The 22,100-nt window shown below is 71.2% G+C and carries 21 protein-coding genes and 1 pseudogene; 11 read left to right on the top strand and 11 right to left on the bottom strand.

Features of this window, described 5'->3' with window-relative positions; translation table 11 throughout:
- Positions 1-467: 467 nt before the first annotated feature.
- Together ACSMTC_RS00275 and ACSMTC_RS00270 are read right to left on the bottom strand one after the other, a co-directional pair.
- The gene (locus ACSMTC_RS00275; protein ID WP_436557569.1) at positions 468-1,628 is read right to left on the bottom strand and encodes a serine hydrolase domain-containing protein; all 1,161 of its coding nucleotides are present in this window, start codon (positions 1,626-1,628) and stop codon (positions 468-470) included.
- 57 nt (positions 1,629-1,685) lie between these two features.
- Positions 1,686-2,039: a DUF4190 domain-containing protein gene (locus tag ACSMTC_RS00270; RefSeq protein WP_436557568.1), complete on the bottom strand. Its 354-nt coding sequence runs from the start codon at positions 2,037-2,039 to the stop codon at positions 1,686-1,688.
- A 149-nt stretch (positions 2,040-2,188) separates the two neighbouring features.
- Between ACSMTC_RS00270 and ACSMTC_RS00265 the strand changes: the two genes are divergently transcribed.
- Complete coding sequence (locus tag ACSMTC_RS00265) at positions 2,189-3,409, top strand: histidine kinase (protein WP_436557567.1); 1,221 nt, start codon at positions 2,189-2,191, stop codon at positions 3,407-3,409.
- Positions 3,406-4,062, top strand: a complete 657-nt coding sequence (locus ACSMTC_RS00260) for a response regulator transcription factor (protein WP_436557566.1) — start codon at positions 3,406-3,408, stop codon at positions 4,060-4,062. The genes ACSMTC_RS00265 and ACSMTC_RS00260 overlap by 4 nt, the downstream gene beginning before the upstream one ends.
- A 360-nt stretch (positions 4,063-4,422) precedes the next feature.
- Here the strand turns inward: ACSMTC_RS00260 and ACSMTC_RS00255 are convergent, their stop codons facing one another.
- Positions 4,423-5,511 carry an Lrp/AsnC family transcriptional regulator gene (locus tag ACSMTC_RS00255; RefSeq protein ID WP_436557565.1) on the bottom strand — a complete coding sequence of 363 codons (1,089 nt, stop codon included), beginning with the start codon at positions 5,509-5,511 and terminating at the stop codon, positions 4,423-4,425.
- A gap of 108 nt (positions 5,512-5,619) precedes the next feature.
- Here ACSMTC_RS00255 and ACSMTC_RS00250 point away from each other — a divergent pair, with 108 nt between their 5' ends.
- Both ACSMTC_RS00250 and ACSMTC_RS00245 read left to right on the top strand, forming a co-directional pair.
- Positions 5,620-6,804, top strand: coding sequence for a M20 metallopeptidase family protein (locus ACSMTC_RS00250; RefSeq protein ID WP_436557564.1), 1,185 nt, complete (start codon positions 5,620-5,622; stop codon positions 6,802-6,804).
- Between the two features lie 31 nt (positions 6,805-6,835).
- Positions 6,836-6,964 (top strand): hypothetical protein, encoded by a 129-nt coding sequence (locus tag ACSMTC_RS00245; RefSeq protein ID WP_436557563.1) that lies wholly within the window; start codon positions 6,836-6,838, stop codon positions 6,962-6,964.
- Between the two features lie 203 nt (positions 6,965-7,167).
- Here the strand turns inward: ACSMTC_RS00245 and ACSMTC_RS00240 are convergent, their stop codons facing one another.
- The 3 genes from ACSMTC_RS00240 to ACSMTC_RS00230 form a co-directional block, all read right to left on the bottom strand.
- Positions 7,168-7,659 carry a hypothetical protein gene (locus tag ACSMTC_RS00240; RefSeq protein WP_436557562.1) on the bottom strand — a complete coding sequence of 164 codons (492 nt, stop codon included), beginning with the start codon at positions 7,657-7,659 and terminating at the stop codon, positions 7,168-7,170.
- Between the two features lie 404 nt (positions 7,660-8,063).
- Positions 8,064-8,981 (bottom strand): NADP-dependent oxidoreductase, encoded by a 918-nt coding sequence (locus ACSMTC_RS00235; RefSeq protein ID WP_436557561.1) that lies wholly within the window; start codon positions 8,979-8,981, stop codon positions 8,064-8,066.
- A 17-nt stretch (positions 8,982-8,998) separates the two neighbouring features.
- On the bottom strand, positions 8,999-9,163 hold the full coding sequence (locus ACSMTC_RS00230; protein ID WP_436557560.1) for a hypothetical protein: 165 nt from the start codon (positions 9,161-9,163) through the stop codon (positions 8,999-9,001).
- On the opposite strand from ACSMTC_RS00230, the gene ACSMTC_RS00225 reads away from it, so the two are divergent.
- Together ACSMTC_RS00225 and ACSMTC_RS00220 are read left to right on the top strand one after the other, a co-directional pair.
- Positions 9,131-9,925: a hypothetical protein gene (locus ACSMTC_RS00225; protein WP_436557559.1), complete on the top strand. Its 795-nt coding sequence runs from the start codon at positions 9,131-9,133 to the stop codon at positions 9,923-9,925. The genes ACSMTC_RS00230 and ACSMTC_RS00225 overlap by 33 nt on opposite strands.
- Before the next feature lie 449 nt (positions 9,926-10,374).
- Positions 10,375-10,575, top strand: a pseudogene (locus ACSMTC_RS00220) (IS630 family transposase); the annotation flags it as partial.
- 72 nt (positions 10,576-10,647) lie between these two features.
- Here ACSMTC_RS00220 and ACSMTC_RS00215 read toward each other — a convergent pair.
- The 3 genes from ACSMTC_RS00215 to ACSMTC_RS00205 form a co-directional block, all read right to left on the bottom strand.
- Positions 10,648-11,025, bottom strand: a complete 378-nt coding sequence (locus ACSMTC_RS00215; protein WP_436557558.1) for a nuclear transport factor 2 family protein — start codon at positions 11,023-11,025, stop codon at positions 10,648-10,650.
- A gap of 235 nt (positions 11,026-11,260) precedes the next feature.
- Positions 11,261-11,659, bottom strand: coding sequence for a hypothetical protein (locus tag ACSMTC_RS00210; protein WP_436557557.1), 399 nt, complete (start codon positions 11,657-11,659; stop codon positions 11,261-11,263).
- A gap of 1,105 nt (positions 11,660-12,764) precedes the next feature.
- Positions 12,765-14,114 (bottom strand): Fic family protein, encoded by a 1,350-nt coding sequence (locus ACSMTC_RS00205; protein WP_436557556.1) that lies wholly within the window; start codon positions 14,112-14,114, stop codon positions 12,765-12,767.
- A 1,177-nt stretch (positions 14,115-15,291) separates the two neighbouring features.
- Here ACSMTC_RS00205 and ACSMTC_RS00200 point away from each other — a divergent pair.
- Positions 15,292-15,729: a hypothetical protein gene (locus ACSMTC_RS00200; RefSeq protein WP_436557555.1), complete on the top strand. Its 438-nt coding sequence runs from the start codon at positions 15,292-15,294 to the stop codon at positions 15,727-15,729.
- Between the two features lie 112 nt (positions 15,730-15,841).
- Here the strand turns inward: ACSMTC_RS00200 and ACSMTC_RS00195 are convergent, their stop codons facing one another.
- Both ACSMTC_RS00195 and ACSMTC_RS00190 read right to left on the bottom strand, forming a co-directional pair.
- Positions 15,842-17,146 (bottom strand): MFS transporter, encoded by a 1,305-nt coding sequence (locus ACSMTC_RS00195; protein ID WP_436557554.1) that lies wholly within the window; start codon positions 17,144-17,146, stop codon positions 15,842-15,844.
- Positions 17,143-17,751 carry a winged helix-turn-helix domain-containing protein gene (locus ACSMTC_RS00190; protein WP_436557553.1) on the bottom strand — a complete coding sequence of 203 codons (609 nt, stop codon included), beginning with the start codon at positions 17,749-17,751 and terminating at the stop codon, positions 17,143-17,145. The genes ACSMTC_RS00195 and ACSMTC_RS00190 overlap by 4 nt, the downstream gene beginning before the upstream one ends.
- A 272-nt stretch (positions 17,752-18,023) precedes the next feature.
- On the opposite strand from ACSMTC_RS00190, the gene ACSMTC_RS00185 reads away from it, so the two are divergent.
- The 4 genes from ACSMTC_RS00185 (at position 18,024) to ACSMTC_RS00170 (ending at position 21,937) form a co-directional block, all read left to right on the top strand.
- Complete coding sequence (locus tag ACSMTC_RS00185; protein WP_436557552.1) at positions 18,024-18,350, top strand: hypothetical protein; 327 nt, start codon at positions 18,024-18,026, stop codon at positions 18,348-18,350.
- Positions 18,351-18,439: 89 nt separating this feature from the next.
- Complete coding sequence (locus tag ACSMTC_RS00180; RefSeq protein WP_436557551.1) at positions 18,440-19,372, top strand: endonuclease domain-containing protein; 933 nt, start codon at positions 18,440-18,442, stop codon at positions 19,370-19,372.
- A 107-nt stretch (positions 19,373-19,479) separates the two neighbouring features.
- Complete coding sequence (locus ACSMTC_RS00175) at positions 19,480-20,127, top strand: hypothetical protein (protein ID WP_436557550.1); 648 nt, start codon at positions 19,480-19,482, stop codon at positions 20,125-20,127.
- Positions 20,128-20,140: 13 nt separating this feature from the next.
- On the top strand, positions 20,141-21,937 hold the full coding sequence (locus ACSMTC_RS00170) for a helix-turn-helix domain-containing protein (protein ID WP_436557549.1): 1,797 nt from the start codon (positions 20,141-20,143) through the stop codon (positions 21,935-21,937).
- Positions 21,938-22,100 lie beyond the last annotated feature (163 nt).

The raw sequence follows: 22,100 nt of genomic DNA, 5'->3' as shown, positions 1-22,100 counted from the left end.
AGCCGAAGGCCCACCTGCAACACGTACTCACAGCCATCGCCGTGAACATCGAACGACTCAGCGGCCGGTCAGCCACCGAGGAACTCCCGTCACCGAGACCGCCGACCGCCTACCAAACCTTCCTGGATGAGAACGACATCCCCCGGCTGAAGTCCTGGCGGACCCTCGGTACGTGAGCCCGATCGTCCAAGATCCCCGACAGAGTCAAGCTCAGAAGTGTCCACTGTTCGGGGCGGAGCCCGCTCGGCTGGGAGATCCCAGCCGAGCGTCTGTCCGAACTGCTCGCGGCCTGAACAAGCGACCACGTGTTGCAGCGATCCCTGGAAACCGCTTTCGACGGCCTATGCCTTCGTCGTCTTTTGAATACCGTTGCCGTGCCGGCCCGGTGCACGGGCGCCTCTGCGGGTCCGCTCAAACGACGCCGGTCGAGTTCCCCAGCGCGCCGGCGGTTCTCAGGCAGGCGTGGTTCAGCCGCACAGGGCCGCGTCGACGGCATCCTCGGCCGGCTGCAGGTCCGCCATGCTGGTCGGGTCGGCGGTCATCGTGACGCTGGCGGCGCGTCCGTCGTCGGTGGCGGCGCTCCAGGTTCCGTAGCCGGGGATGCTGCCGTTGTGCCACCAGACGGTCTTGTGGCACGACAGCTGTGTCCTCATGATCCCCAGTCCGTAGTCGTAGCCGGGCATGCCCGTGGGGACGGTGGTGCGCATCTGCTCGAGCTCGGGGCCGCTGAGGAGGTGGCCTTCCTTCATGAGCTCGGAGAAGAACCGGGTGAGGTCGGAGCTGGTGGAGACCATCGCGCCCGCCGCCCAGGCCGCGGAGGGGTCGATCTCGGTGACATCACGCAGCGATCCGTTTGGGCCGTCCTTGTGGTAGCCGTGGGGGTGGGGCCCTCGAAGGGTGGTCTCGGCGGGGGCGGGGAGGTAGGTGCGGCGCAGCCCGATCTTCTCGGTGATGCGCTTGTCGACCTCCTCGGCAAGGGGCTGTCCGGTGACCTTTTCCACGATCATCCCGGCCACCAGGTAGTTCGTGTTGCTGTACCCCCAACTCGTTCCCGGGGCGAAGACGGCTTCGTGTCGCAGCGCGATGTCCAGGGTGTCGCGGGGAGAGAGGTAGCGGCGCTGGAGGATGTCGTCGGTGACGTCGTCCTCGTAGTCGGGAAGTCCGCTGGTGTGCTGCAGGAGTTGACGCACCGTAATGTGGCGCCCGTCGATACCTTGCCCGCGCAGGAGGCCGGGCAGGTAGGTCTCGACCGGGTCATCGAGGCGGATCCTGCCCTCGCCGACCAGTTGCAGCACGACCACCGCGGTGAACGTCTTGGTGACGCTGGCGATCCGCACCTGGCTGTCCCGGGGCACCTTCGCACCGGTGGCCAGGTCCCCGACGCCCGCGGCATAGGTACGGGTGTGGCCGGCCTGGTCACGGACGGCGGCCAGAGCGCCAGGCACGTGATCGGGGCTCACCATTGCGTTCAGACGCTGCTGGGTGGCGTCCGGCCTGGCGGCCCCCGGGGCGGCGTCGGCGGACGGGGCGAGCGTGCCGAGGGCGAGGGCCCCGAGGGTCACGGCGACGGCAGCGTGAGTCGTCCTGCGACGCAGGACGTGGAACCCAAGCGGTGTACGTGAGTTCATGGAATGTCACCTCTGATGGTGTGTGTGGTTTGGTGTTCGCCGGGGTTTCCGGCGCGGTCAGTGCCCGGAGAGGTTGCGGCGGACGCACTGGACGTACTGGTGGAGGCCGTCGGGGCGGTAGCACTCCTGGGTGTGGTTCGCGTACCAGGCGATGAAGGCGGCGGCCAGGACGGACAGCGCGATCGTGGCGAGCGAGAGCAGCAGGCCGACGAGCGCGCGGCCCCGGCCGGTGCCGGTGCGTCCGGACGCTCGCAGGGCGATGGTGCCCGTGATCAGGCCGGCGGCGCCGAACAGGGCGCCGACGACCGCGAACGAGGTGAACAGGCCGAGCGTGCCCAGCGCCACGGCCGCCGTCGCCGGGGTGTCGCGTGCTGCTGCGGGCCGGGCGGCCGTCGTTCCAGGGGCGTGCATCCGCTGTCCTTCCGTGATCGGCCCGGTCGCTCCGGGCCTGACCGATCCTGGAACACGGCGCCCCGTGCCCGCCTCCCGGGCGGGAGGGAAACCGCGCTCCCCCGATCGGGGGAGGAGGCCGGGGGTGCGGGACGTCATACTCGGCGTCCATGACCTGGGGAATCCGGCCGTTGCTACGCGGCTCCACATACACGGGCGTGCTGTTCGCGTTCCCCGGCGCGGCGGCGAGCACGGTGCTGCTGCCGTTCGCCGTGCTGCCCGCGCTGCTGCGGGAGTCCGGCCCGTACGGGGTGCGGGCCGCGCTGGTGCCGGTGGTGTGGGCGGGGCTGATCGCCGCGGCCGGGCTGGCCCGCACCACCGGGCGGGTGCTGATCGCGGGGGCCCGCCGCCTGCTGGCCGCGCCGCTGCCGGAGTCGGCCGGGCCGCCCGGCGTGGACTGGCGGCGGACCCCGCTGTGGCTGCTGCTGCACGTCGCCGCGGGCTGGAGCGCGACGTTGACGGCCAACCTGCTGCTGGCGGCGCCGGCCCTGCCGGGGCGCCGGCTCGGCGACGAGGCGAAACTGTCGCTGTTCGGCCGGACGCTGCGCTCCGGGGACGGCTGGGCGAGCTGGGCGGCGGCCCTGCTGTGCGTGCTGCCGGCGGCGCTGGTGTGCGTGGCGGTGTCGGGCGTCCTGCGCCGACTGGCACCGCGCCTGCTCGGCCCCTCCCCGGCCGAACGGCTCGCGCCGGCGGCCGCGCGGGAACGGCGGCTGGCCGAACGCAACCGGCTGGCCCGGGAGTTGCACGACCCGATCGGACACACCCTGACGGCGGCCACCATCCAGGCGGCGGTGGTCGGCGAAGTGCTCACCAGCGATCCAATGGCCGCCCGGGCCGCCCTGCGCGGCATCGAGGAGTCGACCCGGGCCGCCTCGGAGGACCTCGACTACGTCCTGGGCGTGCTGCGCGAGGAGGCCGCGGGCACGGCACCCGCCCGGACGCCGACCGACCTGCCCGAACTGCTCGACCGGCTGCGGCACACGGGCACGGTGGTCGAGCCCGACCTGTCAGGCGACCTGGCCCGGGTGCCGGCGGCGCTGTCGCGGGCGGCCTACCGGGATCCTCCAGGAAGGGGTGACGAACGCGCTGCGGCACGGCGCGGACGGTCCGATCCGCGTCACGGCGGCGCTCTCGCTCGACGGCCTGGCCCTGGGCGTGGCCAACCGGACCGGCCGCGGCCGGAGCGGGCGGGCGGCCTTCCCGACCTCCGGCCACGGACTCCCGGGCCTCGCCGAACGGGTGCGCCTGCTGCACGGCGAGTTCCGGGCCGGGCCGGCCGGCGCCGGCGCTGGGTCCTGGAGGCCCGCCTCCCCGTCCGGACTCCCGCATGAGCGCCACGCTGCTGATCGCCGCCGACGACGCGGTGACCCGCAGCGGCCTGCGCGTCCTGCTCGCGGCGCAGCCCGGGATCACCGTGGTCGGCGAGGCCGCCGACGGCCCCGAAGCGGTCGAAGGGGCCCGGCGGCTGCGGCCGGACGTGGCGCCGATGGACGTGCGGATGCCGCGCTGCGACGGCATCGAGGCGACCCGGCGGATCCTCGCGGAAGTACCGGACCCGCCCAAGGCCATGGTGATCACCACGTTCGAGAACGACGGCCACGTCACCGCCGCGCCCGGCGCCGGGGCCAGCGGGTTCGCGCTCGAACGCCTCCCCGTGCCCCGCATCGCCCAGGCCGTTCGGACCGTCGCGGCGGGGGAGGAGATCCTTTTCCCGGCCGACCTGCGCCGGATGGTCACCGCCCGCCCGCTGGACTCCGCGAAGGCCCCGCCGGACGCCGGCCTGACACTCCGTGAGGAGGCCGTGCTCTGGCTGATGGCCACCGGACGCTCCAACCCCGACATCGCCCACGCGCTCACCGTCAGCCCGGAGACCGTCAAGACCCACGTCGGGAACATCCTGACCAAGCTCGGCGCGCAGAACCGCACCCACACCGTGGTGATCGCCTACGAATCCGGCCCGGTCCTCCCGGGGCTGCCCGGCTGACGACCCCGCCGGGCACCCGGGCCAGGCGTGAGGTCCGGCCCCCTGCCCCGGGGAGGCCGGTTTGGCGGAGCGCCCGAGTATCTGCCTCACCGCGCCAAGCGGTCACCGCTGCCCCCGGCTGGGAGTCGCGGCGCGGAACAGGGTGGCCGGCACCTTGGGGTGGTAGCCGGGCGCCGTCGGGGCGGGTGGCTCGGCCTGTTCGGTGCGCTGCCGTTCATGGTGAGCCGGAATGTGGGTGATGACCTCGTCAGGCGTCGGGTTTGATAGTGGAGTCGGGTATTGGAACTCCGCGCACAGCGGTGGCCGTTCGCGTTCCCGCAGCGGCCCCCGCCGGCAAGATCACGGTCTACGGCTGGAGTATCAGGAGGCCGGGACCGGGTCCCGCCAGATGTCCATCGGCACGGCGCGGACCGCGCGTCCGTGCGCGTCGAGGATCCGGCCCATCCGTTTCACGGTGCGCAGCGAGATGCGGCGCTCGGCCACCCGCAGGTCGGGGAACCTGCGGGCGAGTGCGGTTTCCAGTCGCTGGACGTCGGCGAGGGAGCGCTGCCAGACGGAGAGGATGAGGTTGTGCGTGCCGGTGACGGACACGCACAACCGGATCTCGGGGAGTCTGGCGAGCTGGGGGCCGATCTCGTCGAGTCGGTCCGGGGGAAGGTCGGCCCGGAAGGTCGCCAGGACCGGCCGTCCGGCGTCGCGGGCGGCGATCTCGCAGCGGAAGCGGATCGCGTCGGAAGTGGCCAGCCGGTCGAGGCGGCGGCGCAGTGTGGAGGGGCTGAGCCCGGTGGCGGTGGCCAGCTCGGCCTGGTCGAGGCGGCCGTTGACGCTTAGTCTGATGAGCAATTCCCGGTCTTGTTCCCGGACTTCAGCTCGTACTCCGGACGGTGGCCCGTCGCCGGCCGGGTGATCGTCGTGGAGTTCCTCGCGCTGGGCGGGGTCCAGTGAGTCCAGTCGCCAGCGGATCCCCTCGGCGTAGAAGCCGGTCGCCAGGTGGGCGCGGACGGCGTTGATCCCGGGGAGCCGGCCGAGCCGTTCGGTGGTGTACCGGGAGACCATCGCCAGGTCGGTGAAGGCCGCGGTGACGGCGAGGTCGCAGCCCTGGGAGACGTGTTCGATGCTCATCACGTGCGGGTCCTCGGCCAGGTCGTCGGCGATCCGCCGGAGCCGGTCGGGAGCGCAGTCGAGGTCGAGGTAGGCGACGCACCCGCGGTCCTCGGGGTGCGGCAGGCCGTAGGCGGTCACCCAGGCGATCCCGGCCTGCGAGAGCCGGCGCCAGCGGCGGGCGGCGGTGACCGGGCTGATCCCGAGGGTCTGGCCGAGCAGCGACCAGGGCGCCCGCGGTTGCAACTGCATCGCGTTCACCAGGGCGAGGTCCAGCTCATCCACCGTCACCTCGGCGCCGGTCACCGTCGACTGCCGGTGGAATCGTTCATCGGAGGGCCTCCTCATGGCGTGATCCTGCGAAATCGCGGGAAACTCCCGCGACGAGATCCAGAATCACGGAACAAGATCGTTCTGCACAAGTTCCCGCCGCACGCGGGTTCGACGGAGGCACCTGTGTCCTTGCACGATGACGCTCTCGCTCTGGCCCCGGATCTGGTCCGGCTGCGCCACGACCTTCACCGGTTTCCCGAGTTGGGCTTCCAGCTGCCGCGCACCCAGGAGCGGGTGCTGCAGGCCCTCGACGGGCTGCCGCTGGAGGTGAGCCAGGGCTCCGCGCTGAGTTCGGTCACCGCGGTGCTGCGCGGCGGGCGACCGGGGCCGGCGGTGCTGCTGCGCGGCGACATGGACGGCCTGCCGGTCGCCGAGAAGGCCCCGCTGCCGTTCGCCGCCGAGAACGGCGCCATGCACGCCTGCGGACACGACCTGCACACCACCATGCTCGCGGGTGCCGCACACCTGCTGGCCGCCCGGCGCGAGCAACTGCACGGCGACGTCATCTTCATGTTCCAGCCGGGCGAGGAGGGATTCGACGGAGCCGGCGCCATGCTGGCCGAGGGCGTGCTGGACACGGCCGGCCAACACCCGGTCGCCGCCTACGCCTTGCACGTCGCCTCGGCCATGCCGCATGGGGAGTTCACCTCCCGGCGCGGACCGATCACGGCCGCCTCCGGCTCGCTGAACGTCACCGTCCACGGTACGGGCGGCCACGGCTCGATGCCGCACAGGGCGAAGGACCCCATCCCGGTGGCCTGCGAGATGGTCACCGCCCTGCAGACCATGGTGACCCGCCAGTTCGACGTGTTCGACCCGGCGGTGGTCACCGTCGGGCTGCTCCAGGCCGGCACCCAGCGCAACGTGATCCCCGAGACCGCCCGCTTCGAGGCGACCGTGCGCACCTTCTCCGCCCAGGCGCAGTCCAGGGTCGCCGACACCACGGTGGAGCTGGTCCGGGCCATCGCGGCCGCCCACGGCCTGCGGGCGGAGGTCGAGTACATCGCCGGGTACCCGGTGACCGTGACCGACGCGGCCGAGACCGACTTCCTGGCGGACACCGTCCGGGAGGTCTTCGGCGAGGAACGCTTCCGGACGCTGCCGAACCCGGCGACCGTGTCGGAGGACTTCTCCCGGGTACTGGACGCCGTTCCAGGCTCCTTCGCGTGGCTCGGCGCCGCCCCGAAGGGGAGCAACGCCGAGGACCTGCCGCCCAATCACTCGCCCTACGCGCAGTTCGACGACGCGGTGCTCCCCGACGGCGCCACGCTCTACGCCGAACTCGCCACCCGCCGCCTGGCCGCCTGAACTCCGCGCAAGACAAGGAATGCTCACCCACATGACCGAACCGCGCGACGTGGTCGAGCAGCAGCTCGCCGAGTACAACAGCCACGACATCGATGCCTTCGCCGCCCCCTACGCCGAGGATGTCACGGTCCACCGGCGTGCCGGGACTGTCACGGGCTGACCCCTCCCGCACCCCCGGCCGCCCCGGCCCGTCCAGGCCGGGACGGCCGCTCGTACCCGGCCGCCCTGTACGACCAGCGATGCAGGGCGTGTGAGTGGGCGCCGCGGAGTCTTTGACCTGGGCCGGTTGTGCCACTGGAGGTGCCATACCGAGCGGTCACCGATCCGGCTGCGCCCGGCCGGGGTTGCGGCCGACCACCCTCGTTACCCGGTGTGTTCGGCTGCCCGGGTCCGGGCCCGGGCGATGAACTCGTCCACGACCGGACAGCCCGTCTCGACCTGGCCGACCAACTCGTCCAGTTCGGCCGGTGAAGCCTCGTCGACCCGGAGAATCATCCGGGCCCAGCCGGGCGGCTGCCCACGGTGGAACGCGAAGCCGGGCCGGCTGATCTCCGCCCACAGCTTGCTGCGGTCGAGCAGCCGCCGCATGGTCGGGACGGTCTCCTCCCGCAGGACCTCGGCCATGGTCCGGCCCGCGATGTCAGAGTCGATCCGTCCGACGTACGCCCAGTCCGCGTTGAGCGGGCTCACCTTGTGGGGGGCGAAGGCGACGTGCTCCGGGGGCATCACGCTCCACCGCACGAGGGCGGCCGACGCGTCCGGAGCCTTCTTGCCGGCGGACTCCCAGCTCTTGCGGTAGCTCCACGCCCAGGAAGCCGCCGGCACGATGAACGCCTTGACGGCGAACACCTCCATCGCCGCATCGAGGCGCCGGGACTGGAGCTCCGACAGTGCCTGGTCACCGTTGTCCGCCGCCAGGCAGGAACACCTGCCACTTGCGAGTCAGGCCGGCCTCCTTCGCCACCGGCACCACGTACCGCCAAGTCCATGCCTCAAGAGACATCATCTGCTCCCGTGACAGGGGATCGTCATGCTGCCAAGGTCTACGAGATCGGCCGTCAGTGGAAGCGCCGCCCCGGTGGCCGTCAGTGGAAGCGCCGGCCCGGTGGCCGTCGGTGGAAGCGCCGGCCTGGCGGTTGCTGCTGGTCCTGTCACCAGGAACGCGAGGAACGGCTGGAACGGGAAGCCGATGTCGTTGACATCGCTACGCGGCTGATGCTGGTCTACGAGGACGGAAGGCCCGCGCTGTTCCCGAGTCCTCACGGACGAATGCGGATGATCGTCTTTCCCTGGCGTCGCTCGGTCGGGTTGAGGGCGGCGACGGCATCGTCGAGGGTCGCGACGTTGCCGATGTTCGTGCGCAGTCGTCCCTCCCGCACCCGCTGGACGATCTCACCCAGTTGGGCACGATCGGACTCGACAACGAAGTCGATCGCCAGGCCGTGGGCGGGCCGCGCCTCAGGCGGCCCGACGACGGTTATCAGTGTTCCTCCGGCCCGGATCAGGCCTGCGGATCGCTTCTGGATGTCGCCGCCGATGACGTCGAAGACCAGGTCGACTTCGCCGACGTCTTCCAGGGTGTCGTTGTCGAGGTCGACAAACTCCATTGCGCCGAAGTCGAGTGCCTTCTGACGGTCAGCGGCACGTCCGGTGCCGATGACGTGGGCGCCGGCCTCTCGTGCGAGCTGCGTCACCATCGTCCCGACCGCGCCGGCCGCGCCGTGCGCGAGGACGCTTTGCCCCGCCTGGAGGTGGCCGTACTGGAACAGTCCCTGCCACGCGGTGAGGCCTGAGATCGGCAGGCTCGCGCCCACGGTGAAGTCGACGTCGCCCGGCAACGGCGCGAGGTTGCGTGCCTCGACGGCCGCGTACTCGGCGAGGGTGCCGTCGCGATACCAGTCGGTGAGGCCGAACACGCGCTGTCCCACCGAGAGACCCGCCGTGCCGTAGCCGAGGGCGGTGACCACTCCGGCCAGCTCATGTCCGGGGATCGACGGTGTTCGGTCGCGGTCGAGGCGATCGGTCCATGTCGAGGGCCACGCCATCTCGGTTGGGACGAATCCCGACGCATGAATCTGAACGACGACATCGTTTATCGCCGGCTCCGGCCGGGGCTGCTCCGTCAGCGTCATCCCGGCCGTTCCCGCGGCCTGGTCCATCACCACGATCGCTTTCATTTGGACACCTCTCTGTATCAGTCCTCGCCCAGCATCCCGCCGACCCCGCCTCCACGCCGCCTGGCCGGGACGTTGAGGGTGAGCTCGGCGGCCGGGAGCACGGGCTGCTCGGCGATGTCCGTGGCCGGGTCCGCCGCCGGGCGGCCGGGATGACCCTGGAGAACCCCCAGCAGGCGCTGCACCGGGCCCGGGATGACGAGCGCACCGCCGACCGGCACACCGACGCTGGGGACGAGACCGGTGCCGCTACCGCGGCCGCCGTCCGCGCCGAGTGGCAGCGCGTACGCGACCACACCGCCGAGACCCGAGCCGAGCGCTACGACCCCGCCTTCGATACCGTCCTGCAGGACGCGCTGTGTCGTGAGAGCCACCGCCGGGATGTCGCCGACCGCGCCGCCGAGGCCGCCTACCACGCTCACCGGACCACCGATGTCGCCCACCGCCGCCTGGCCGGCACTGCCGCCCAGCCCCACCGCGAGCTGATGCAGACCCTCGCCTGCGCCGAACGCGGCAACGTGCCGAAGCAGGAGAGCACCCTGGAGTACGGCCCCCAGGGACGGCAGGAGTGGACCCGTCGGCCCGGCGGCCGCTGCTGGCCCTGCCACCAGGAAACACACGGAGCGCCTGGGGCGGGAGGCCGAGGCCCAGGTGCGGCTGGAGGCTACCCGAGAGGCGAACGCCGTGCTGCGGCCGTGTTGGTCGTGCCGGGGGTCTATCGGCGGGGAGCCGGCTCACCGCTGGAACTGACCGGGACGGCCGGCCTGGGCCGGTTGGAGTGCCCGCAGTGCGTCAGCGACCGGGAGGTGGAGGAGCTGGGCCTGCTGGTGTTGCCGGTCCCGACCAAGCGGGAGCCGGTGGCCGGGCTGGTCTGCGCTCCGGACGATCCGTGGTGGGAGGCGCGGGTGCTGCACGCGAGGCTCTACCCGGCGAAGGACCGGGCGTGACCTGTGGGTGTTGTGGGGCGTGGAATGGCCTCGCCCGCCGGGTCGTCTGGACCTTTGATCGTGCTTGTTGGGGGGTGTCCGGTGGGTGGCGGCTGGGTTGGTGACTGTGTGTGGTGGTTGGTTGGAGGTGGGGGTCAGGTCGGTCTGCTTGGGGGCCGGTGGGTGATGTTGGGCGTGCATTCGGGTGTGAATTCCGCCGGGTATTTCGTTCGGTTGTTTTGGCGGATTGGTTGCCGGTGGTGGTCTGAATTCGGGTCGGAATTGCGGGGCTGGGGTGGTGGCGGGGGCGCTGTTCGGCTTGGTGGGCCGGGCTGGGTGCCGCGCGGTGCCGGTTGTCGGGGTGGTGTGGCGGCCGGTGTGGTCTGGGCCGGGTGCCGTCCGTTCCGGGCCTGCTGTGCCTGCTCCGGCCGGGCTGCGCCCCGCCTGCCCGCTTGCCGGGCGCCGCCGTCCCGCTGCGGCAGTTCACCCTGGCCAACTCCCATCACCGCAGCCACCCCACGCAAACCCGGGCACTGCACCGCTACCCGTGCCGGCGCAACGCCAACGCCCGCCACCCCGACGTACTTGCCGCCCATCGCAAGGAACGCGCCCGCATCCGCAGCGAGAAGGGCATCCGCTGGGGCGGACGCCCCCTCAACGCCGCAGCCTGACCGACCGCGAACCGCAGCCCCGGAGTGCCGAAAGGGACAAGTTCACGAGAAGGACAGCGACAGAAGGACGACTCAGGAGGCGGACGGCTCGATCTCCCCTGCAAAGACGATGACCTGGTCGATGAGGCTCCGCCGCAGATGGACGATGTCCGTTCCCGCCAGGCGGGGGCCTCCGTCCGGCGTGGTGAAGACCCATTGGTACCGGGCCCACTCGTCAGGCATGTCCACCGCTGAGCAGCGCACCATCGTGCCGGTCCCCGCCGGGTGGCGCCGGATGTCCAGCACGAACCGCTCGACCGCCGCGATTCCTTCGATGCGACCCAACGGCCCCCAGAAGACCACGTCTGAGGTCAGGGCCTGGGAGAGCAGGGCAGTCACATAGCTGTCGTCCGAGGCGTTAAACGCGGAGATGAACGTGTCGATCGCGGAGCGTGCCGTCTCTTCCTGCATGCCCCAGTAATACCAGCTGTTGCGCGTGCGCTCGTCCCGCGAGCCGCCTTCCGATCACGGTGGACCTCCCGGTCACAGCACTAGGTGCCGGTAGTCCTGGCCGCTGTCCCGGGGCTGGCCTTCTCCTGGTGGTGGTGCTCGGCGGTCTGGTTGTCCCGTGCCACTGATCCTTGACCGATTGCCACTGAAGTTGGACCACTGTGCGGTTCGTGCCATCGAACCTTGACCACCCTGGTCAGACCAGTTCCGGACCAGTCGACGGCTCCGCGCCGCCGGACGGCTCCGGGGCTTCACGGTCGCTGGAGCCGAACTGCTCACCGATGTTGTTCCACATGAAGCCGTCCCGCCAGCCCGGCTTCGCGCTAGCCCAGCCGAGCAGCGCCCCGAGGGCCTTCTCCTGGGAAATAGTCAGTGTCTGGTAGTGCAGCCCAGCCACGCCGTCCCGGTATTCGAGCTGGAAGGTGTTGTTCTCGCGGAGCCGGACCTGGATGTACCAACTGCCGGGAAGCTCCTCGTCCACCCGCTCCAGGACCATGTGAGCGTTCCCCCGCCGCAGGTTGGCCAGCATCGTCCCGATAGCTGGCTTGGACGCGCGTTTCACCACATGGCCGCGCTCGTTGGTCGCAATCAGCATGGCCAGATCATCCAGCAAGGGACTGACACCGCTCGGTGAGGCCCTGACCAGGGTGGTCAAGGTTCGGTGGCACGAACCGCGCAGTGGTCCAACTTCAGTGACAATCGGTCGAGGATCAGTGGCACAGGACACCGGTGGTGGGGTCGGGGGCAACGCGGTGTTGCGCTGGGGTGCAACACGGGGCGTGTTGCGGGTCTGACCAGGTGTTATGTGGCTGGGAGCGGGGGGCGGGTGGGCGTGTTGCACCTCGTGCCCGGTCCGCCGGCCTCGGCGGCGCCGCGCCCCGCCGGTCCGTTGCTGGGCCCTGGCCGTCGTCCTGGCCGGCCGCCAGGCCGTCCTGCTGCGCCCGGTGCGGCCGTCCTGCCGCCGGGCCCTGGTGGCGCCGTTAGGGTCGTGCCTTGCCCGCCCGGGGTGCCTGGCCCGTCCGGCCGTCGCGGGCCGCGCTCCCCGCCGTCCTGGCCTGGTGTTCGGTTTGGTGTCGCCGCCCCGGGGATTTCGTCGTTGACGTTGGGCGGGATTTTCTCGGCGGTCTGGAAGGGCGGTCGCCGTGTTGGTGTGGAGGGCCGTAGGCCCCTTTCCGGCGTGCCTGAATTAGATTCCTGGCCGCTGCGCTTTGCGAGGCTTTCGGATTGCCGCCCGAAAGAGAGCGAAAGGGAATTTGCATTCTCACCGGAAGTGCCGCCAGATAGAGACGGGATAGACGGTTGACGCGAGGTTGCCTGTTCGCGTCCCGCGCCCGCCCGGAGACCGGTAGGATAGACGTGTTCGGAAGCCGGAGAAACGCCGCCGGATATGCTTCGGATTCCGGTCCGGAATCTGCGGTTGAGGGCCCGTCAGCCACCGCCGTGCGGGGCGCCCGTAAGGCCCGCTACCGGGGCCGGGGAGGCCCGAGCCGGACCGGAGGGCTGATGGGTGGCGTGTGGGTTGCAGTGGTGGTGTGCCGCCAGTTTTCAGTGGCTGGATGGTGGTCGCTGCTGGTCAGTGCCATGTGTCGCTGAACGGTGGTGTCGTGTCCGTACTGAAGAGCAGTGTCGCAGGCTGGCGAAGTGCCGATGTCGCCTGTGACAGGGACCGCGATCCGGGCGGCGCGGGTTGTACCGGGCGGTCACTGAGCGGCGGCGCAGTGCCTGAGGTGGAACTCGACGGAACGGCACAGGCTCAGCGCGTCCTGCGGGTCGTCGGCCCGGTGGCTGAACCGGCGGATGAGCACCACCGAGTCGAGTGTGACGCCTGCGCGGGCCAGCACGAACAGCAGGGTGAGCAGGGCGGCGCGGGCGTTGCCGTCGTCGAACGGATGGAAGAAGCAGACATCCAGGTAGGCCCGGGCCGCCCTGGCGGCCAGCGAGAGCCGGCTGTCGGCGGCTTGTGCCAGACAGGCGTCGAGGCGGGTGTGGGTGTCGGGGCCGATTCCGTAGCGCTCCTTGCCGCCCTTGGCGAAGGCGGGGTGGGCGCGCAGCAGTGGCGGCTCGGGTGCGCCCAGTACGTGCTGCTGCCAGCGGCGGAGCAGCTCGAAGTCGAGCGCGGCACCACGCGCCGCGTCGGCCCGCACCAGCTCCAGTGCGGTGAGCAGGCCGGCGGCACGGGCGGGGTCCACTGCGGCGTCGAAGGAACGGAAGTCCTCCGCCGCGCCGTCGCGGGCGGGGGCCGCCGGTCCACTGTCCGCGCTGTCCTCGCAGTCCGGCCGCGGCACGCTCTCGCGTACCGCGAGCCAGCGCTTCAGGTGGTCCGGGAGCTCGCCCGGGTCCGGTGACCAGTGGGTGTCCTGCTGGCGCAGTGGGCCGACGAGCCGCTCAGCGATGTCCTCCGCCAGCACGGTGTCCGGCGCGGTCCAGCTCTTGAACCGGCCGCCAATTGCCTGTTGCACCAGCTGCTCGGCCAGCTCGGGGGCGACACCCCAGTGGCTGAGGAACCAGCTCAGGACCTGCTGGCAGTGCCCGTACCAACCGCTCTCGGCGCCTGTCCGGTCGGCCACCTGCAGGATCAGGTTGCGGGCGGTGCGTTCCCACAGGATCCGGTCCGTCTCCAGGGTCTCCCAGTCCAGGGGGTAGGCCTCGAACCACTTCGCGAGGTGCTCCAGCCACTCACGCCATTCGCACAGCGCCGCCACGACTTGGTCGAGGGTCTGCTCCGGGGTGGTGATCGAGTGCGACCCGCAGCACCAGTTCCCGACTGGCCCGCCGTCGACGTCCCCCTCGCCGAGCGACCAGCGCCACCCCGCCGCCCACCGGCCGTAGCGCTCTATCAGCACGTGCGTCATGGCATCGGACCAGGGCTTGGCCACCTCCCAGGCCCAGTTGGCTTTGGTCAGATCGAGGCTGGGGTCCTGCCGGGAGGGTACCCGCCGCGCCGGGCCGAGGGAGTGGACCACCTGCGCCGCCGAAGCGGGGTCGAAAGGGTGGCCGGCGGGGTCGACCTCGTCCCAGGTCAGGCCTGTGGGGTAGAGCGCATTGAACACCCGGTCAGGGTGCCATGGGGGCCAGGGGTGTGAGCAACGCTATTTCCGCCAGGTCGCGGCCAGGCGGACCGCCACCAGGACTCCGGTTCCGCCGGGTCGCCAGGCCCCTGGGGGACACCCGGGAGGGCCACCCGCCCGTCGCGCTGGTCCTCACCGGCGCTGGCGTCACGAGGCTGAACAACCGGGCCGCAGTGATCTGATGGTCTGCATGGGAGTGTCAGTTGCACGTCATTGTCATCACCCGAATGTCCCACCCCGGCCCTGTGGGGACGGGACACCGCGATGCTACTCACTGACGAGGATCCGGTCGTCCGCACATGTGCCGCGCTCGGCACCGCGGACCCGTCGGCCGCGCATGGGGTCGGTCGCCAACCGGGATGCATGGCTGCGTACAGCCGGGCCGCCCGCGGATCGCGGGGAGCATCGAGTCCTTGTGCAGATCGTAGGGGAGTAGACCATGGCCCGCTGATCAGGCGCGCCCGGCGGCGGTGTCCCAGGGACAACCGCACGAGCAGCGTCGTTCCGCTGAACGATGCCGTCGTCCTCAACCCAAGGCTCCAGCTGTCAACGACGCCGGCTTCCGGATGTGCTGCTCCCACTGAAACACGGCGTCGTGGTGCTTCCGTCCATCGTGTGGAACTGGTCGGCGTGTCGGGATGGGCTCTGCGTTCGCGGGACAGTTCGCCTTCGTCAGACGACGGCGTTCTTTCAGCGGATCGGAGGTGGCCGTGAGACCCGAACAGCAGGGGATGCCCCCGCCGATCGATCCGCGCCAGCCCCAGCCGGCCACTGCAGCAGGACGTGAGGGATCGGTGGCCCGGTTGATAGATCTGGACAGCCGGGGTGAGTTGACGACCGCTCATGTGCGGCTGGTGGCGTCCGCGATGGGGGTGACGGAGCGGGCGGTCTGGTACTGGCTGGCTGCTGCTCGCACGGAGGGGCGTCTTTCGGCCCGGCCGCGCGAGCGTACGCTCGTCACTCCGGAGGTTCGGCGTCTGCTGGCTTTCTGGGGCGGGAACACCGCCGCGGTCCACCGTGAGCTCGCCGCTCGGGCCGCCGACGATCCCACCGTCTCCGTTCCGTCGCTGCGGGCTCTGCAGCGGGCGGTGCGCAGGGAGTTGTCGGTGGGGGAGCGGGCGGGTCCGCGGGGCGGGAGGCGGCCCGGCGGGCGTATGACGTGTTCGGGAAGCGGCCGGTGTTGTGGCGTAACGCGTGCTGGGAGGGCGATCACAAGCAGGTGCCGGTGCCGGTGCAGGTCGAGGTCGAGGGCGAGCTGGCGTGTCCGTGGATCACCTGGTTCATTGACTGCGCCACCAAGTACATCCTCGGCCTGGCAGTCACGCCGCACGCCCCGTCCAGGGACGCGGTGCTGGCCGCGCTGCGTGCCTCGATTACCCGTACCGAACCGTTCAGCCCCGCGGGCGGCCTTCCTGCCCTGGTGCGTGTGGACCGGGGTAAGGAGTTTCTGTGCGCCACGGTGACGGCGGCGCTCGGTGCGTTCGCCGTCCCTGTCCATGACCTGCCGGCCTACAGCCCGCACCTGAAGGGCACGGTCGAGGCGCGTCTGGACGTCGACTTCACCAAGCTCGATCCCGACCAGCAGGAGGCTGAGTGACGCCGGGTCGAGTCGGAGAATGTGGAGCTCAGAGAGATCCGGGAGTCTCTGTAACGGCCGCACTACTCCCCCGCGGCGCGCGGCTTGTGATCTCCCCCCAAGGAACCGGGGGTCAGTCCGCTTCTGCTCCCCGCGTGGCGCCGGGGAGTTGGTGAAGTCCCGGGACGGGTGAGGGCAGAAGCCACAGGAACGAGGCAAGGGCGCCGATGACGGCCACCCAAAGGGTGGGGCGCAGGCCGATGGTGCTGGCGAGGGCGCCTCCGGCGAGGGAGCCCAGCGGACGCATGCCGAAGTTGACGGTTCGGTAGGCGCCGAAGACGCGGGAGCGCAGGTTGTCCGGTACGACGGCCGCGAAGATCGATCCTGCGGCGATGTCCAGCCACATCATGCCAACTCCGGAGGCGAACTCGGCGGTGAAGAGCAGGCCGAGGACGATCGGCGTGGGGCCGTGTGCGGCTGGGATCAGCAGCATCGGGGCGGGGAAGACGATGCAGCCGAGGAGGAAGGTGCGGCCGACCCCGATGCGCTTGGTGAGCGGGCCGGCGCAGAGTGCGCCCAGGAGCCCGCCGACGGCTCCTGTCCCGAGTACCACGCCCAGGAGGCCGGGGCTGAGGTGCAGCGTGGTGGTGGCGTACAGGATGAACAGTGCGCTGACCATGAAGGTGAACAGGTTGACGGTGGCGGTGGCGGCCAGCGCTGCCCTCATGATGGGGGAGCCGGTGATGAAGCGCCTGCCGGCGGCAAGCTGGCCGCCGGTCTTGAGTTCGGCGGGTGGTTCGACCGGGGCGATCCGCGACTGGAACAGTGCCGAGCCGATGAAGGAGAGAGCGTCGGCCAGCAGTGCCGACGGTGCCGAGAGCAACTGCACCAGGACGCCCCCGATGCTGGGGCCCGCTACCTGGGTCATCGCCCGGCTGCCGCTGACCAGGGAGTTGCCCTCGACGTACTGCTCGGAGGGCACCATGGCGACGAACAGCGGTGCGGTGCAGACATCGAAGAGGACGGCCAGGGTTCCGGTCGCGAACGCCACAGCGTAGAGCTGCAGGAGCGTGAGCGCGTTGAAGGCGTACGCGAGCGGAATCGTGGCGATCAGGGCGGCGCGGCCCAGGTCGGCGGCGATCATGACTCGGCGCCGGTGGGAGCGCCGGTCGGCCCATGCGCCGGCGTGCAGGGCGAAGAGCAGGTTGGGCAGCCACATCGCGGCGGCGAGGTAGCCCATCTGGGCGGCGTTGGCGTGCACGGCCGTGACGGCGATGAGCGGGATCGCCAGGGCGGAGACCTGGTCCCCGAGGCCGGATACCGTCTGGCCCGTCCAGTAACGGCGAAAGACCGTGTCCCGCAGCAGCTCGGGGAGCCAGCGCCGTCTCGGCGACTCGGGTATGCGGGCGAGCGAGTCGCTTGCGCCAGGGGCGGTCACGCGTCCGCGTCCGTTCGTCCGTCGTGGTCCGTGATCCGGCTCGGGAAGGCCAGGTGCAGCAGCGTGACCGGGCGGGAGTCCTTGGGCCGTTTGCTGGCATCGCCGAGCCGTTCCAGGTAGGGCTGCATCAGGTCCTGGACCCTGTCGCCCAGTTCCTGCAGTTCCGCGGCTGTCAGGTGGAGCAGGCTGTCGCCGAACTGCGCGGCCTGTCGCCACTGGGGTGACTCCTGGGACTGCTGCTGCACCCAGCGCGCGGTGAGCTCGAAGTACCGCTCGGCGATGGCCAGCTGAAGCGCCTCCGTGGCAGCGGCAGCGGGAGGGTCCTGGAGGCCGGTGTCCCAACTGGTGAACATGGCGGTCGCCTGCCACGGCTTCTCCCGGCCGCGACCTCCTCCGGCCTCCTCCACCAGGCCGTACTTGGCCAGCTGGCGCAGGTGGAACGAGCAACTGGCGACACTCTCACCGACGACTTGGGCCGCCTGCGTGGCCGTCAGCGGACCGTCCCGGCGCAACAGCCCCACCAAGGCCATCCGTGTCGGGTGGGCGTAGGCGCGCAACGCCCGCGGGTCGGTCAGTCGAACGGAAGGGAGCGGGGTCTGATGCATTATGTAAAGCTATCTTTAGAAAGAATTCTTTACAAGCATTCGCCACCGTTCGGCGCCAACCAACCCGAAGTCGACCGGCCAGCCGTCAAGCGCCCTGTCGCGGCAAATACCGGATCTACCGCGACAGGGCCCCTACGCTCCGAGTCGACAAGCTGGAGCCCCTGGTGCGTGCACCCGCCTTCCGCATCGCCTGCTGCCTGTGCGGCAAGCCCATCCCCCTGAGCCAGGACATCTACGAACTGGGCGCAGAATGGTAGCGCCGGTACCCGAAGATGCGGGGCAACCTCGCCGACGACAACTGCGCGCTGCGCACCAATACGTGGGTTTGCGAGCAGCGCGACGATGGCTACCTCGAGGGGCACATCCCGGCCCGCATCAACGGACCGGACATCGACTCCTGGAGCCACGTCCGCTCCGGCACGCACAAGGCCATGGTCATCAGGAACCCACGCTCCGGGCTGTTTCAAGGGGCGGAGGAGTACCTGCGACACACGGCCCGGCGCACGGGCGTGGCCCCAGGAGTAGTCGAGCGACTGGGTGCCGCGCCGGAGGAGTGGGACACCGAGCGCGGCCGGCGGCCGGGGACAGTCAGGGTGTGAGCCCCCGCTGCTGACCGGGCGGCCGAACGGGGGACGTGCTGTCGGCGGTGTCTGCGACGGTGGCGACGGATGGGTTGCTGGAGGTGGGCATGGACTACCGGCGGATGTCGACGGAGGCGAAGGCGGCATTCCTGGCGGAGCGGCCGCGCTGCGAGTTGTGCACCAGGCCGTCGGTGCAGGTCGATCACGATCACGTCTCCTACGAGGTGCGCGGCGCGCTGTGCCGCCGGTGCAACTCCCGGCTCGGATCGCGGGAGGCAGCGCTGCGCCTGCCTGCGGGGCTGTTCCAGAGCCTGGCGGGGGATCTGCATCGGGCGCTGTGGCGCAGCGGGACGGTGGAGCTGGAGCCGTACGCCGGGGACTTCGGCTACCTCGGGCTGACGATCGAGGAGTACGCCAGTCGGTTGCGCGCGGTGCACGAGCGGCTGGTGCTGCCGTACGCGTACTGGGCGCCGGTGACGGAGGATCCGGCGATCAGGACGAGGGTGTGGACGAAGATCGGGCCGCTGTGCGACGACGCGGAGGCCGAGCGGCATCGGGCACGGCTGGTGGCTGCGCCGGCGCCGTGCTGGGTGTGGGTGACGCGTGAGCCCGACGACGGGGTTAACAGCCCCGCACCCCGCTCCTTGGTCGTGGCGGCCGACTCCACCGAGGGGGCCCGGGGGCTCCACCAGCAGCTGCGCGGTCCCGTCGACATGAGCCGCCACGAGGCCAAGGACCGCGACTTCGCCGACCTGGCGGTGCCGGTACTGCTGAGCCAGCCCCTGACGGCGGAGCAGTTCCGCGCTGCGCACTGGAGTGACCGCGAGCAGGTGCCGGCGACGGACCAGGAGCTGCGGGAGCTGCTGCTGCGCTATGGCTACATGGCCGACTGGCTGGACCTGGCGGTGCAGATCGTCCTGGAGGACCTGGGTGATGACCTGCCGGACGCGAGGTGGGCGGTACCGAGCCGGGCCCGGCACCACTGGCTGGTGCTGTTCGCTCACTGGCGCGACCGGCGGGCAGCCCCGCAGGCAGTCTGACCTGAACCAGCGAGGGGCGCGCGGCACTGCCGCGCGCCCCTTTGTTCTGGACTTCCAAAATGAAGGGCCCTACTATTTGGTTGTCTCCTACTGTTAGGGAGTGTTTTGTGAGGATCAGCATCGGCGGCGAGCAGGTCGAGGTGCCCGACGACCTGGGCGCGGCGCTGCTTGCCGGGCTGCGCGGTGAGCGGTTGGTGGAGCCGCCACAGGCCTCCGGTTTCGACGACTTGGTGGCCCTGGTTGCCCGCACCAGCCGGCTCATTCAGCACCTGAACGTGTTCCGGGAGGTGGCGATGTCCCGTGCGGACGCCGCTGGCGCCTACTCGAACCGCAGCGCGCTGGCTATGGCGGCCGCGATGTCCGCGTCCCAGCTCGGCCGGGTGCTGCAGGGCCACGGGCTGCCGAGGGACCGCCGCACCGGCGGTGTGGACCTGGTCGTCGGCTTCCGTACCACCGACGACGGGGTCCTGCACCACGCGGCAGAGGAGGACATGGCGGGCCTGCCGTCGTTCACCCTGCGGGCTGCCCAGGAACCGGACCGGCCAGAGCCGCGACGGGACGACGTCTTCGCGGACCGGGAGCTGACCTTCTACTACCGCCCCCAGGTCCCGCTCGCCGCAGCCGGCCTCGGCCGCGGCGCCGGCTACACCCTGCGCGACGCCGACCAGAACGTGATCGGCTGCGTCACCGAGGACGTCTTCGACGCCCTGTTCGGTGACCCCCGCCTCGACCCGACCCGACTCAACGGACGCTGAGGAGCAACGCCCGATGTCCGACGAACTCTTCGACTCCGTCGACGAGCTGCTCGCGGCCGTGCGCACCGGCCTGCCGGTCCCGGCGGAGCGCAAGCGGCTGCGCCTGGCGGCCGGGCTCACCCCGACGCAGATCGCCGCGGCCCTGCGGGTGGACTCGGCCCTGGTGCGGGGCTGGGAGGACGGGACCGCTGTCCCGGGCCCGGACATCACCCCGGCCTACGCCCGGCTCCTCGATGGCCTGGCCGCCCGCTTTCCCGCGCCGGAGGAGCCCGCCGCCGCCCCGGCGCTGGCCCCGCCGGCGCCCGAGCAGCAGGCTGCCCCGGCGCCGCAGCAGGTGATGCTCGACCAGAACCCGGACGGCTCCCTGGCGATGGCTGAGGCGGCGTCGTGCGTGCAGTGCGGCCAGCCCTCGGTCTACCGCGCTCAGGGCCGCCCGATGCACCTGGGCGGCTGGTGCCGCCCGGCCGCCGCCCCGGCGCCATCGCCCGCCGCGCCTCAGGCCGAGCAGTCTGCCCCCGCCCCTGCCGCCCCCGCACCCGTCACCAGCACGCCGGTCGCCGCGCCCGTGGCTACTCCCGCTGCTGCAGCGCAGTCCCGGCCCACGCCCCGCGCGTCGTCGGCCCCGGCGGTACGGTCCGGTCAGCGCCCGGCTGCGGCCCGCACGAGCCGTCCCGCCCCGGCGCGCCTCGCTGGCCCGGCCACCTCGGCTGCTGCTGCCCGGTGGTGGCCGGCGGTCGCGCTGGACGTCGCCGACGGCGGCGGCTGGGTGCTGGACGTTCCGCAGGTCCCGGCCCCGGCTGGGCCGAAGCTGGCTGACTGGTTCGCGTGGCTGGGCACCGGGCTGCCGCTGCGCGTCGAGCGGGCCCACCCCTCCGGGCGCGGCGGTGACGGCACGGTCTGCCTGACCGCGGCCGCGCTCAAGCAGCTCGGCCTGCCCGCCGCCCTCCCGGCCACGGAGAAGGCCCTGACCGCGCTGCAGGCCAAGATGGCGAAGGCCGCGGCCAGCGTCGGCATGGAGCTCAGCGACCACATCGGCCCGGCCTTCCACGTCTTCCGCTGTAAGGGTTCGGCTGGCGGCCCGAAGTCCTCGGTGCGGGTCACCGTCGCGTCGTGGCTGGGGCAGGGTGACTCCCGCCAGCAGGCCACTAGCGCCCTCGCGGGCCCTCTGGCCACCGCCCCCGATGGCGCTAAGGACGGCCAGACGTTCGCTCGCCGTTTCCGGGCCTTCACTACCGACCTCGGCGTCGCGCCGGGCGCGACCACCGCTTCCACCGCGATGCTGCTTCTGGACGCGGTCCGCCCGCGTGTGGAGTGGGTCAAGGACCAGGTGACGGGGGAGTGGTCCTCGCACCTGCGCGAGGGCGCCCTGCCGAGCGGTGACCTGTGCGTGCCGCCGGCTGTCGGGGCACGGCACCCGCTGACCCGCGAGCTGCTCTCCAAGGGTGAGGCGGTGTGCGAGGAGGAGGACTACAAGTGGTGGGCCCGTGAGCTCACCGCCGAGGAGGCGGGCCGCCGGTTCGCGGTCGCGGTCGACGTCTGCGCGTCCTACCTGTCCGTCACCGACTCCCTGCGCCTGCCCGTCGGCCCGCTGGAGCGCGTGACGAACCCGGCGTGGGACGGCGGCAAGACCGCTGGCCTGTGGTGGGCGGATTTCACCGCCACCCCGGTGGACGAGCTGCTGCCGCACCCGGCCACCTTCCACGGCCGCCCGCCGACCGGACCGGGCTGGTACGCCACCCCGACCGTCGCCTACATGGCCACCACCTACGGTGCTAATTCTCAATTGGGCGTCCCAGATTCATCTCATTGAGATGTCACCGATGCGACAGTATTGGTGCGGGCAGTGGCACTTGGAGGCTCTTGAGCGTGTGTCACCTAGCGAGAATCATGTGTGACATCTCATGAAAAATGCCAGGTCATCATCATGAGAATCGTAATAGCGATAGGCCTCTGACCAGCTATTTTGGGCTCTT

The sequence above is a fragment of the Kitasatospora sp. HPM-01-4 genome, from assembly GCF_051374625.1.
Classification (GTDB): Bacteria; Actinomycetota; Actinomycetes; order Streptomycetales; family Streptomycetaceae; genus Kitasatospora.
Note: the sequence above shows the minus strand (reverse complement) of the source record. Positions and strands in the feature narration are given on the sequence as shown.

Coding starts and splice junctions, on each gene's coding strand:
- ACSMTC_RS00275 (WP_436557569.1), bottom strand. CDS start 1,628: ATGAACTCACGTACACCGCTTGGGTTCCACGTCCTGCGTCGCAGGACG.
- ACSMTC_RS00270 (WP_436557568.1), bottom strand. CDS start 2,039: ATGCACGCCCCTGGAACGACGGCCGCCCGGCCCGCAGCAGCACGCGAC.
- ACSMTC_RS00265 (WP_436557567.1), top strand. CDS start 2,189: ATGACCTGGGGAATCCGGCCGTTGCTACGCGGCTCCACATACACGGGC.
- ACSMTC_RS00260 (WP_436557566.1), top strand. CDS start 3,406: ATGAGCGCCACGCTGCTGATCGCCGCCGACGACGCGGTGACCCGCAGC.
- ACSMTC_RS00255 (WP_436557565.1), bottom strand. CDS start 5,511: ATGAGGAGGCCCTCCGATGAACGATTCCACCGGCAGTCGACGGTGACC.
- ACSMTC_RS00245 (WP_436557563.1), top strand. CDS start 6,836: ATGACCGAACCGCGCGACGTGGTCGAGCAGCAGCTCGCCGAGTACAAC.
- ACSMTC_RS00240 (WP_436557562.1), bottom strand. CDS start 7,659: ATGGAGGTGTTCGCCGTCAAGGCGTTCATCGTGCCGGCGGCTTCCTGG.
- ACSMTC_RS00235 (WP_436557561.1), bottom strand. CDS start 8,981: ATGAAAGCGATCGTGGTGATGGACCAGGCCGCGGGAACGGCCGGGATG.
- ACSMTC_RS00225 (WP_436557559.1), top strand. CDS start 9,131: ATGACCCTGGAGAACCCCCAGCAGGCGCTGCACCGGGCCCGGGATGAC.
- ACSMTC_RS00215 (WP_436557558.1), bottom strand. CDS start 11,025: ATGCAGGAAGAGACGGCACGCTCCGCGATCGACACGTTCATCTCCGCG.
- ACSMTC_RS00210 (WP_436557557.1), bottom strand. CDS start 11,659: ATGCTGATTGCGACCAACGAGCGCGGCCATGTGGTGAAACGCGCGTCC.
- ACSMTC_RS00190 (WP_436557553.1), bottom strand. CDS start 17,751: ATGCATCAGACCCCGCTCCCTTCCGTTCGACTGACCGACCCGCGGGCG.
- ACSMTC_RS00185 (WP_436557552.1), top strand. CDS start 18,024: ATGCGGGGCAACCTCGCCGACGACAACTGCGCGCTGCGCACCAATACG.
- ACSMTC_RS00180 (WP_436557551.1), top strand. CDS start 18,440: ATGGACTACCGGCGGATGTCGACGGAGGCGAAGGCGGCATTCCTGGCG.
- ACSMTC_RS00170 (WP_436557549.1), top strand. CDS start 20,141: ATGTCCGACGAACTCTTCGACTCCGTCGACGAGCTGCTCGCGGCCGTG.